Below are 11273 nucleotides of genomic sequence, written 5' to 3'. Positions count from 1 at the left end.
CTGGAGTGCGAAGCGCTCCCAGGATCTTGGGGCCGCTGCGCAGCCCAGCGGGAGCAAGCTCCCTCGCCACAGTGCAGCGGTCCCACATCTGGATCGAGGGTCAGTGATTGATTCCCCCGATCCTCACCAACCCCGCTTCAAGCCCAAACACCTCAACCCCCTGCGGCGTCGATTGCCCGGTGGTGACTTTTACCTGCTGCACCGGTTTATCCATCGCCGTCCGATACTCCACCGTCATGTCCGCCTGGATCGCCTGGCTGGGAATCACGATCGCCTGGTCATTGTTATAAGTGACAATCGTCAACCTCGCACTCATGCCCAGGCGCACCCGTTGTAACTGCTGGGGCGTCAGGGTGGGGATCGACAAGGTCACCGGAAACTGCGCACTGCCCTGGCTGTCGCTGGCGATGGCCAGGCCGCTGACCACGCTGACTGAACCTGTCAGCCGCTCGCCATCAAAGCCATCGCCCATGACTTCAACGGTCTGGCCCTGACGCAGCTGGTTGATATCCAGCTCTGAGACCTTGGCCACGATTTTCAAGCGTTCGATATTGGCCAGCCCGAACAGCACCTGGCCCTGGCTGACCTTGCTGCCGGCCTGCACCGGCGCGTTGTTATTGCCGCCACCTTGAGCGGTACTGGTGCTGCCGGGCGCCGGTACCACGATGCCGGAGAAGGGCGCCTTGACCTCCTTGCCTTCGAGCAGTGTTTGCAAGGCTTCGTACTTCACCGTGGCATTGGTCAGCTCCATTTCGGCGATCTGCCGGTATTCGCCCTGGCCTTGGTCCAGGGCTTGTTGCAGCTCACTGCGCGCCGCCACCAAGTCCAATTGCTGTTGCTGGGTTTGCTGTTTGAGGTCATCCAGTTCGTTGCGCGGGATGATGCCGCGCTTGAACAGGTTTTCGCTCTCGGTGAGTTTGCGTTGGGTGTTGCCCGCGGTCATTTCAGCGGTGCGTAAACTGCGACGGGCGCGGCTGACGGTGGGGCTGCTGCCCCAGTCCTGCATTTCCTGCACGGTGCGTCGGGCCTTGAGTTGCGCGGAGAGGGCGTCGCGCAGCTGTACTTCAAGCGTCGCCGGGTCCATGCGCAACAGGACTTGGCCGGCCTCAACGCGCTGGCCTTGTTCGACCAGGTTGGCCAGCACATTGCCGTCGAACGGCGCCGTCAGGACGACGGTGGTGTCAGGCTCGATCTTGCCCACCAGGCCGATCTGGTGCACCAACGGGTCGGGCTTTACGGCCAGCCACTGTTCGCCTGTACCCGCCTGCTCAGCCCCGCTGCGTTGACTGAGCAGGGCGGCGGCCGCGCCGGCCAACAGCAGGAACAAGGCAACGGCCAGCAGGGATTTTTTATTAGTAGTCATTAAGGGCAATTTCCCAACTTTCCAGCGTCATGCCCAGGGTCAGATCAAGCTGAGTCTGGGCGTTCAAATAAGCGATCAGCGCATTGAGCTGGGCGTTTTCGGCGTTGCGCAGGTCGGTCTCGAAGCTCAGCACCTGAAAGTTGGTGGAGCGCCCGGCGCTGAGCTTTTCCCGCTCGATCTCGATCTTGCGCCGCGACAACTCCACGGCGCGCTTGGATATTTCATATTGGCGCCAGCGGGTGCCAAGGTCACGCACCACATTGTTGACGTTGCGCTCCAGCTCCTGGCGGGCGTCGGTAATGCGGATTTCCTGGTCTTCTACATTTACCCGTGCACGCACTTCGGCCTGGCGCGTGCTGATATCGCCAATAGGGATTTGCACTTGCACCCCGGCGTAACTGTCCCAGGTGCGGTTATTGTTATGGCCGTTGTCGTTATCGGTGGCGGCGCGGATCTGGTTGGCGCCGGCGACCAGGTCCACCTGCCAGCGCCCGGAATCTTTGGCGATCACCAGGTCGAGGTCGGCCTGTTGGCTGCCGAGCAGGGCAGCGAGGTATTCCGGTTGCTGGTTTTGCGCGAGGTTAAAGGCCTGGCGTTTGTCGATCTCCATGGGGGTGGCTTCCAGGGCCTCGGTGGCACGCACCGGTGTCGACAGGTCCAGGGCCAGCAGGCGCAGCAACGCCAGGCGGCTGGTGTCGAGTTGGTTGCGCGCTTCTTCCACGCCTAATTGCTGGGTGGCGATATCGGCTTCGGTCTGCACGATCTCGAATTCGGCCATGCGCCCGGCGCTGATCAGCGCTTTGTTCACCTCCAGTAAAGTAGTGGAGCGTTTGAGCGCTTCCTGGACGATCACCAACTGTTCCTGGGCGCGCAACAATTCGCGGTAGGTGGCGATGATCTGGCTGATGGTCTGCGCCACGGTGGCCTTGAGGTTCAGGCGGTTGGCCTGCTCGGCCAGGCGCGACAGGCGCAGCGGTGCGGTGGTGGCATCCCAGCCGGCCCCGCGCATAAGCGGTTGGATGATCGCAAGGTCCAGGCCGTCGCTGCGGTAGCGGCCGGCGCGGTTGGCGTTGTTCAACTGCTGGGTCCAGGCCATGCTCAAGCGCGTGCCGTATTCGCCGAGCAGGCTGCTGGTGGGCGCGACGTTGGCGTTGCGCGCATTGTCTTGGGAGCCGCGGGTGCTGCGGTAATAGCTGTTGAGGGTGAGTTTGGGGTTGAACACGTCTTCGGCCACGCGCAGGTCGAACTTCTGCGCCACCCGTTGCAGGTAGGCGCTGCGGATCGCCGGGTTATTACGCAGGCCCAGGTACACCGCGTCCCCCAGGGTCATGGTGCTGGCCTGGGCATTCAGCGAGACGCTACGCTCGTAGCCGCTGCGGGTAGTGCTGGGTGCCTGAGGGTTGATCACCACGTCGGCGGCCATGCCCGGCAGGCTGATCAGCATGAGCAGCGGTAGGTACTTATTCATCGCGCAGGGCCTCGACCGGCTGCAAGCGTGAGGCCGACACCGCCGGGTAAATGCCAAAGAACAAACCCACCAGCAACGTACTGCCCACGCCCAGGGGCAGGGCAGCCACTGCCAACGCAAAGGCCCAGCCCGACAGCCACGCATACAGCCAGGCAGCGGTCATGCCCAGGACTGCGCCGCACAGCGCACCCACGGCGGTGAGGGTGACCGCTTCGAGCAAAAACAGGTTGCGGATATCCCGCTGGCGCGCGCCCAGGGCCATGCGGATGCCGATCTCACGGCGGCGTTCCGAGACGTTCATCAGCATCACGTTCATCACCCCCACACCGCCGCCTACCAGGGAGATCGCGCCGAGGGCCAGGAGTAGATAGGCGAAGGTGCGGCTTTGGCGGGTCATGCCATCGATCATTTGCTGGGGCACCGTGATGTCGACGCTATGGTCGGTGAGCTGGGGTTGCAGCGCGGCGGCGGCGTCCCTGGCTATGCGTTCCATGTCCTGCCCCGGCGCCGCGCGGATGAGCACGTTGTTGATCTGCGGGTTGGCATAGATGCGGCGCATGCCCTCGGCGGGAATAAACAGCGATTCGTTGGCCTGCACCGGCATCAGCATGGCCCGGGGTTGGTTGTGCAGGATGCCCACCACCAGAAATAGGTAATCGTTGATACGCACACGGTCACCCAGCTGCAGCGGGTCACCTGGCGCGCCGAGGGCCTGGGCGAGCTGGTCGCCGATCACCGCGTAGGTTTCGTTGGCATCGAAGGGTGACAGGAAGCGCCCCTCACGCAGCGCCAGGCGCATGGCGTCCTGGATACCGGCAGTAATGCCGACAAAGTTGGCATTGGCGGTCCGCCCATGAAACACAATGGGCCCGCTGAACAGGCTGAGTGCGCCGATATGGGCAATGCCCGGCACTGCCCGGCGTACCGCATCCAGGTCGAGCTGGGTGCGCATCGGCACATTGCTGCTGCCCTTGGACGGGAACTGGGCGATGAGGGTGTCGGTACCCATGTCCTTGAAAATCATCGCCGCATCCACCGCCGCGTTGTGGCCGATATTGATCAGCGCCACCACCGAGGAACTGCCGATGACGATCCCCAAGAGCGCCAGGATCGAACGCTTGCCCAGGGTACGCAGGCTGATAAAGGCTTCGTGCAGCAACTGGCTGAGGCTCTGCTCGACCCGCAGGCTCATGGGCGCCCGGCCTCATGCACCACGCCGTTGCACACCAGGATCTTGCGCTCCAGACGCTCGGCAATGTGGGGGTCGTGGGTGACGATGATCAGCGTCACCTGTTGGTCACGGTTGAGGTTCAACAGCAGGTCCATGATCTCTTGGGCGGTAGTGCTGTCGAGGTTGCCGGTGGGTTCGTCGGCCAGGATCACCGAGGGTTTGCCGACCAAGGCGCGGGCAATGGCCACACGTTGGCGCTGCCCACCGGAGAGGTCGGCGGGGCGATGTTGGGCGCGTTCGGCGAGGCCGACTTGTGCGAGCATGCGCTGGGCGTGTTCCACCGATTCATGCCGCGACACGCCTCGATAACTCAAGGGCAGCGCGACGTTGTCCAGGGCACTGAGGCGTGGCAGCAGGTTGAAGCTCTGGAACACGAAACCGATCTGCTGGTTGCGGATCGCCGCCAGCTCATCGGGGGTGGCGTTGAAAATATCGTGGCCGGCAAAGTGGTACTGGCCGCAGTTGGGCAGGTCCAGCAGGCCGAGGATATTGAGCAGGGTGCTTTTGCCGGAGCCAGAGGCACCGAGAATGCCGCAGCTGTCACCGCTGGCGATGGACAGGCACACGTCATTGAGAATGCTCAATTCTTGCCCGGCGAGCTGATAGCGCTTACCGATGCCTTGCAGGGAAATCAAGCCGGGTTGCGCGGGGGTCTGTGTCATCATGACTACGCCTGCAGTCTCGACGGTACCGCCTTGCTCCCCGAAACTCCTTGTAACAAGTTCAGAAGCTGCCTGTAGCCGTCACGGACTGGTTTTATTTCTTGTTTTTAAAATATTGTTTGAATAGTAACTGCCTTCCTGACGCTTCGCCAGCCGTCGAGGTAGAGCGGTTTTACCGGTTGAAACGATTTTCTCAGCGGGTGTAAGAGGTGGGTAAAAACTCTACGATTTGCCTCAAAAGCCCGGATATAAGGGCTTTGCACGATATGGCGGAGTGTCACTACTTGCTTTCGACGGGCCGCCCCGGTATAAAAAATCAAATTATTTTTTAAAACAATATTTCCGCCGTGGAACCCATATGGTCGCGAAGAAACTCAGCGCTCCAAACGTTACCAAGACTCGACTGCTGGATGCGACAGAGGCTCTTTTCATCAAGTACGGCTATGACGCCGTGTTGCTACGGCAGATAACCGAGCGTGCCCAGGTCAACCTGGCGGCGGTGAACTACCACTTCGGGGACAAGGACTCCCTGATGAAAACCTTGCTGATGCAGCGCCTGGAGCCCCTCAACGAGCAACGCCTGGAACTCCTGGCGCGCTGTGAAGCCGAATCCGATGGCCCGCTCGATTGCGACACACTCCTGGGCGTGCTGTTTGCCCCGGCCATGGGCCTGGAGCGCAGCGACCCGGCCAGCGGGGAAGGGCGCTCGTTCATCCGCTTCCTGGGCCGGGTCTACAGCGACACCTCGCCGTTTATCCAGGAATACCTCAAGGTCCATTACCAGCCGGTGTTCCAGCGTTTCTTCGAAGCCTTCGCCCTGGCCCTGCCGGATTTGCCACGTAATGAACTGGGGGTGCGCCTGCAATTTGCCCTCAAGGCCATTTCCGGGGTCATGGCCGGCACCGAACTGCGCCTGCTGATGAACTCCATGAGCCTGGGCCGCCCGGCCACGGATGCCGAGGTGATGGCCAAGCTGATCACGCTGGTGTCGGCGGCGATTCGGGTGCCGCAGCAAAGCCAGGAAGCCGAAACGGCACTGGCCAAGGTGCTGGAAACCCAGCGCGCCCTACGCGAACACCACGCCCTGTAGGAGCGAGCTTGCTCGCGAAAAACGTCAACGATAGCGCGAGCACTCTGGCTAACCGCGGCGTCATTGCGTTCTTCGCGAGCAAGCTCGCTGCTACAGAGGTTGGCCCTTTTTTCGGAGCCAAAAAACAGGCAAAAAAAAGCCCGCTGGGGCGGCGGGCTTGATATGCAACGTTTGTAACGGATGAGGCTTCACACTACGTCTCGGCTTGTGAATAAAACGTGAAAAATATGTAAGAGAAAGTGTGAATGTGTCGATGTACGTAAAGCTGCTCTCCAGCTGTCGCTAAATCTTCCAGCGTGCGGCACTTTTGCCAAGCCGTTGACGCATCTGATCGACGTTCGCCGCCAGTTGCAGGGTCAACAGGCGATACCCATCCAGCGCACTGTACACCGGTGCATCCAGCGCAGGCTCACTGGCATGGGCGTGACCGGTACGCTCCAATCGCTCCGTCACCCCCGATTTCAACGCGCGTGCCATACCCACCAACTGCACCCGAATTTGCCGATGCTCGGCTTTCAACATGACTTGCATCCGCGCCGTGGCCTGCTCGTCGCGCGGGTCCGGCCGGGTATTGCCCAGAATCTCCAGGGTGCTGATGCACAGGCGCAGGTGCCGCTGGATCGCATCCAGTTCAGTCATGGAAATCCGCACTTCTTTGGACACCGACGGCATCAACGAACGCAGTTGCACCATCGCCCCATTCAAACGGTTGAGCAGCTTGAGGTGTTCATCGTCAGTCACGGACTGGCCATTGATGATCCGGCTATAAATCTGCGCGCAGTCACGCAGGGCGCTGGCCAGGTTGTAGCGCCACGAATACACGGCGTACAACGGCAAGGCAAAGGAAAACGCCAGGGCCAGCACAATGCCGATGAGGATATCGACGGTGCGCCACAGGCCATCGGAGATCGGGTTGTCGCCATGGCCGGCGACGATAAACACCGTGATCGCCGACAGCAGCGCGATATAACCGCCCTTGCCGATGGCGTGATAGGAAAAGAACCCGCACACCACGGACATCAACAGGTAGGTGAGCAACGGCAGGCCGAAGTAAGCCTGCTGCACCACCAGCAGCAAGCCGACGCTGGCGCCGATCAAGGTGCCGTAGGCGCGTTCGACGGCTTTTTTGCCGATATTGCCGTGGTGCTGCAACCCGCCGATGACGATCAGCATGGTCACCGACGCCCATTCCCCGTGAGGCAGGTTGAGCCCGGTGGTCAGCAGGATGGTTGCCAGCAAGCCCACCGATACGCGCGCGGCGTGGATCAGCTTGGCATGGCGAAAGCGGCGGTAGGGGTCGAGCAAGGGGCGCAGCAGGCGCCGGGCAAAGAAGGGCAGGTTCATCAGTCTTAAAATGGCCTCAAATGTATGAATGTGCTCGATCAAATGTGGGAGCTGGCTTGCCTGCGATAGCATCACCGCGACCTGACTGAAAGACCGAGGTGCCGGCATCGCAGGCAAGCCAGCTCCCACACTGACCTGTCTGCACATTGGAACGGGGTTGATTTTAGAAGATGTAATCGGTAGTCAGGAAACTCGAATCGCGGTTGCGCAAAATATCGCTGACCAACGCCTTGTTACTCTCCTGGAACTTGGTCGCCACCAAGGTGCGGATCGAGAACACGCGCAAGGCGTCATGCACCGACAACGTGCCCTCGGCCGAGTTCTTGCGGCCGTTGAAGGGGAATGTGTCCGGCCCGCGCTGGCATTGGGCGTTGATATTGATACGGCCCACCTGGTTGGCGAAGGTGTCCACCAGGCGTCCGACTGCCACGGGGTCGGTGCCGAAGAGGCTCAACTGCTGGCCGAAGTCCGAGTCCAGCACGTAGTCGATCACGGTCTCCAGGTCGCGATAGGGCACGATCGGCACCACGGGGCCGAATTGCTCTTCGTGGTAGACGCGCATCTGCGGGTTCACCGGGTACAGCACCGCCGGGTAGAAGAACGAACCACGGCTGCTGCCGCCCTCGGGGTTCATGACCTTGGCGCCATGGCGCGCCGCATCGGCCACCAGTTCGCTGAGGTAATCGACCTTGCCCACTTCTGGCAGTGGCGTCAGCGCCACGCCATCCTCCCACGGCATGCCGGGCTTGAGCGTCGCCAGCTTGGCGTTGAATTTCTCGATAAAGCGCTCGACCACGTCTTCATGCACGAACAGGATCTTCAACGCGGTGCAACGCTGGCCGTTGAACGACAGCGAACCGGTGACGGCTTCGTTCACCGCGTTGTCCAAGTCCACTTCGGGCAGCACGATCCCCGGGTTTTTGGCATCCAGGCCCAGCGCAGCACGCAAACGGTGCGGCTTGGGGTGCAGCTTTTTCAAATCACTGGCGGCCTTGTTGGTGCCGATAAACGCAAAGATGTCGATCTTGCCGCTGGCCATCAGCGCGCTCACGGTCTCGCGGCCGCTGCCGTAGATCACGTTGATCACCCCGGCCGGGAAGCTGTCGCGGAAGGCTTCCAGCAAAGGGCGGATCAACAGCACACCCAGCTTGGCCGGCTTGAACACCACGGTATTGCCCATGATCAAGGCCGGGATCAGCGTGGTGAAGGTCTCGTTCAACGGGTAGTTGTAAGGCCCCATGCACAACGCCACGCCCAGGGGGACGCGGCGGATCTGGCCGAGGGTGTCCTGCTCCAGTTCAAAACGACTGCTGCGGCGGTCGAGTTCCTTGAGGGCATTGATGGTGTCGGTGATGTAGTCGCAGGTACGGTCGAATTCTTTCTGCGAGTCCTTGAGGTTCTTGCCGATCTCCCACATCAGCAGCTTGACCACCGCATCGCGCTGTTCGCGCATGCGCCGCAAAAACGCTTCGACGTGCTGGATACGCTCGACCACGCGCATCGTCGGCCATGCACCCTGGCCACGGTCGTAGGCGCGCACGGCAGCATCCAGGGCGGTGAGGGCGGTGTCGGCATCCAGCAACGGCGTGCTGCCGATGTGTACACGCTCATCACTCAGTTGCACGGGGCTTTGCACGCGGGCGAGCGGGCCGTTCCAGACCTGCAACTGGCCATCGACCAGGTATTCACGTTGTTCAATGGGCGCCGCCAGGCGAAATTGCTCGGGAATCTGCGCGGTGGAGGTGGGAAACAGCTGGGCGAGCAGGTTGCTGGTGGTCATGTCGCTACCCCTGGAATAGTTGCAAAACATGACTAGAGAGTCACCCAACAAGCGGCTCTAACGCAAGGCTTGCGCGCATTCTTGTTCGCAGGGTCGTGTACGCCGGGTAAACTGCGCGGCTTTTCAGAAGGAGTTCACATGAGTCAGTACCAGCCGGGCATTCTTGCCGCACCGGTGCCTTTGCAGGCCCGCCATCTGTTTTTTGCCCTGGATTCGTTGCAAGCCGTGCCCGCTGCGCTGGACGCGCTGGTGCAGTTGACGGATGCGGCGGCCGTGGTGGGGTTCGGTGAGCCGCTGGTGAAAGCGCTGGGCGCCCAGATCCCAGGGCTGCGCTCATTCCCGGCCGTTAGCGGCCTTGGCGCGCACAACCCGTCGACTCAGCAGGCGCTGTGGGTATGGTTGCATGGGGTGGATCGCGGTGAGTTGTTGCTGCGCAGCCGTGCCGTGGAAAAAGCGCTGGCTCCGGCGTTTCGCCTGGTGCAATCGACTGAAGGTTTCCGCTACAAGACCGGCTTTGACCTGACCGACTACGAAGACGGCACCGAAAACCCCCACGACGATGCCGCCGTGCAAGCCGCGCTGACCGACAGCGGCGCCAGCTTTGCCGCGATCCAGCAATGGCAGCACGACCTTGACGGTTTCGCCGCATTGCCTGCCCAGGAGCGTGACCACATCATTGGCCGCCGCCATGGCGACAACGAAGAACTCGACGACGCCCCGGAATCGGCCCATACCAAGCGCACTGCCCAGGAAAGCTTTACCCCGGAAGCCTTCGTGGTACGTCGTTCGATGCCCTGGGCCGAGAATGGTCAGGCGGGGTTGATGTTCCTCGCGTTTGGTCATTCATTCGATGCGTTTGAAGCGCAGTTACGACGCATGAGTGGGTTGGAAGATGGGATTGTCGATGGCCTGTATCGCATCAGCAAGCCGCTGACCGGTGGCTATTACTGGTGTCCGCCGGTCAGGGAAGGGCGCCTGGACCTGAGTCTGGTTTTTTAACCGCCTTTTTGCCTGCTCCTTCAAGCGCTTTTGAGCGCTTCCAGCCACGCGGGATCGAGCCGGGTTTGTTCGGTGTCGATCCCCAGTGCGTGCATCTTCGCCTTGTGTGCTTCGATTTCGCCGACCAGTTGCGCCTGGGCGCTGGAGTTGGCGTCCAGCTCGTGCATCTGCGTCAGCCCCAAGTGATAGAAACGCAACAGCTTGATGGCAGTGGGGTCGTTGGCTTGCACCCGCTCGGTGACCTTGTGCATCACATTGGTCACGCTCATCAGGCTGCGCTTGAGTTGCCAGCCATACACCGCCGGCGCCAACCAGGCCTGGCTCCAGAACGGGCCACGCACCAGCGCGACCGTGATCAACACCCCGGCGAAGACGCCACCGACATTGAAGCGAAAATTGTCACCGCCAGGCTCACCGAACAGCATCACCGCCAGGCTCGACAGCAGCATGGCCAAGGCCAGGAACAGCGCCGCGACGATCAACGTGCTACGGCGGGTCTGTTGGCGATAGGCAGTGGGGTCGCAGGGTTTGAGTTCGAACATCCGGGGCAGGTCTCCAAAAAGGGCGGTCATCTTCTCACGCCTGGCGCAATGAAGTTGAACGATGGCGCGGGGCGGTTTCTCTAAAATGGTGAACCCCTCATGAGGTCAGTCATCATGTCTGAACACAAGCAGCCACCCCCAGGTACACCGGATCCGAACCGTACGCCGGGTGAGGAGGAGCGTGATAACGATGCGTTGCGCCCCAACGATCCCAAAGAGCGCAGTCCGGACAACGATGTCGAGCGCGTCGAAGAAGACCTGGAAAACCTCCACGACAGAGCCCGCCCGCTTTAGCAGGAGAATATGATGAACAAACCTACCGATGGTCCCTCTTCCAACGAACACGCCAGTGGCAAGGATGAACTGGGCTTCGACCCGGATTCGCCGGATGTAGCCGACCCACAGGTCGATCCCATCGGCCCGGCTATTGCGCCGTTGGACAAAAAGGACGACGAGACAGCGAAAAAAAAGCCGCCCTACGATCCGTTGGGCGACTTGAAGCAATGAACCGAGCCCCGCCGTTATGCGGGGCTTTGTTTACCTGGGCGGCGACCAGCTGACGTCGCTGATACCGTATTTTTCCGCCCAGGGCCGGGTGGTCTTTTTCACCTGTTCGTGACCTACGCGGCCGATGCGGCTGACATGGGCAATGTCGGCATCGACGGCCGCCCAATGCCAGGCCTCGGCGTTGTTCATCACTTCGGCGCGCACCACGAAAGACTTGGGTTTACCGTGTAGCTGATAGTGGACGGTGTAGATTTTTGCGGTACTCATGCTGCCTCCCAATCTTGTTA

Annotated in this window: 13 protein-coding genes; 5 read left to right on the top strand and 8 right to left on the bottom strand. The window is 61.3% G+C overall.

Annotation, left to right across the window (positions count from 1 at the left end):
* Positions 1-100: 100 nt before the first annotated feature.
* From GIW79_RS20075 to GIW79_RS20060, 4 genes are read right to left on the bottom strand one after another with little or no spacing between them, the layout of a single operon-like run.
* On the bottom strand, positions 101-1363 hold the full coding sequence (locus GIW79_RS20075) for an efflux RND transporter periplasmic adaptor subunit (protein ID WP_236454889.1): 1263 nt from the start codon (positions 1361-1363) through the stop codon (positions 101-103).
* Entirely contained in the window at positions 1353-2831 is a 1479-nt protein-coding gene (locus tag GIW79_RS20070) for a TolC family protein (RefSeq protein ID WP_236454895.1), read from the bottom strand. Before GIW79_RS20070 ends, GIW79_RS20075 begins: the two co-directional genes overlap by 11 nt.
* Positions 2824-4023, bottom strand: coding sequence for an ABC transporter permease (locus tag GIW79_RS20065; RefSeq protein WP_236454897.1), 1200 nt, complete (start codon positions 4021-4023; stop codon positions 2824-2826). The genes GIW79_RS20070 and GIW79_RS20065 overlap by 8 nt, the downstream gene beginning before the upstream one ends.
* Positions 4020-4727: an ABC transporter ATP-binding protein gene (locus tag GIW79_RS20060; RefSeq protein WP_054917300.1), complete on the bottom strand. Its 708-nt coding sequence runs from the start codon at positions 4725-4727 to the stop codon at positions 4020-4022. The genes GIW79_RS20065 and GIW79_RS20060 overlap by 4 nt, the downstream gene beginning before the upstream one ends.
* Positions 4728-5082: 355 nt before the next feature.
* On the opposite strand from GIW79_RS20060, the gene GIW79_RS20055 reads away from it, so the two are divergent.
* Both GIW79_RS20055 and GIW79_RS29685 read left to right on the top strand, forming a co-directional pair.
* Positions 5083-5814 carry a TetR/AcrR family transcriptional regulator gene (locus GIW79_RS20055; protein ID WP_034127895.1) on the top strand — a complete coding sequence of 244 codons (732 nt, stop codon included), beginning with the start codon at positions 5083-5085 and terminating at the stop codon, positions 5812-5814.
* Between the two features lie 8 nt (positions 5815-5822).
* A complete protein-coding gene (locus GIW79_RS29685) occupies positions 5823-5975 on the top strand; it encodes a hypothetical protein (protein ID WP_156358951.1) in 153 nt (50 codons plus the stop codon).
* 121 nt (positions 5976-6096) lie between these two features.
* Here the strand turns inward: GIW79_RS29685 and GIW79_RS20045 are convergent, their stop codons facing one another.
* A complete protein-coding gene (locus GIW79_RS20045) occupies positions 6097-7158 on the bottom strand; it encodes an FUSC family protein (RefSeq protein WP_034127894.1) in 1062 nt (353 codons plus the stop codon).
* 163 nt (positions 7159-7321) lie between these two features.
* Positions 7322-8938, bottom strand: coding sequence for an NADP-dependent glyceraldehyde-3-phosphate dehydrogenase (locus GIW79_RS20040; RefSeq protein WP_089042242.1), 1617 nt, complete (start codon positions 8936-8938; stop codon positions 7322-7324).
* 138 nt (positions 8939-9076) lie between these two features.
* On the opposite strand from GIW79_RS20040, the gene GIW79_RS20035 reads away from it, so the two are divergent.
* On the top strand, positions 9077-9937 hold the full coding sequence (locus GIW79_RS20035) for a Dyp-type peroxidase (RefSeq protein WP_089042243.1): 861 nt from the start codon (positions 9077-9079) through the stop codon (positions 9935-9937).
* Positions 9938-9957: 20 nt separating this feature from the next.
* On the opposite strand, the gene GIW79_RS20030 is transcribed toward GIW79_RS20035, so the two are convergent.
* The gene (locus GIW79_RS20030) at positions 9958-10479 is read right to left on the bottom strand and encodes a DUF3087 family protein (RefSeq protein ID WP_054917278.1); all 522 of its coding nucleotides are present in this window, start codon (positions 10477-10479) and stop codon (positions 9958-9960) included.
* A gap of 114 nt (positions 10480-10593) precedes the next feature.
* Between GIW79_RS20030 and GIW79_RS20025 the strand changes: the two genes are divergently transcribed.
* Both GIW79_RS20025 and GIW79_RS20020 read left to right on the top strand, forming a co-directional pair.
* Entirely contained in the window at positions 10594-10773 is a 180-nt protein-coding gene (locus tag GIW79_RS20025; RefSeq protein WP_057974912.1) for a hypothetical protein, read from the top strand.
* A gap of 12 nt (positions 10774-10785) precedes the next feature.
* Positions 10786-10986, top strand: a complete 201-nt coding sequence (locus GIW79_RS20020; RefSeq protein ID WP_032902837.1) for a DUF6021 family protein — start codon at positions 10786-10788, stop codon at positions 10984-10986.
* Positions 10987-11016: 30 nt separating this feature from the next.
* On the opposite strand, the gene GIW79_RS20015 is transcribed toward GIW79_RS20020, so the two are convergent.
* Entirely contained in the window at positions 11017-11253 is a 237-nt protein-coding gene (locus tag GIW79_RS20015) for a DUF6555 family protein (protein ID WP_003192128.1), read from the bottom strand.
* Positions 11254-11273 lie beyond the last annotated feature (20 nt).

It is taken from the genome of Pseudomonas sp. PA-7-1E (genome assembly GCF_021605325.1).
In the GTDB taxonomy this organism is placed as follows: Bacteria; Pseudomonadota; Gammaproteobacteria; order Pseudomonadales; family Pseudomonadaceae; genus Aquipseudomonas; species Aquipseudomonas fluorescens_BV.
The sequence above is the reverse complement of the archived record's forward strand: the minus strand, read 5'-3'. Positions and strand labels throughout refer to the sequence as shown.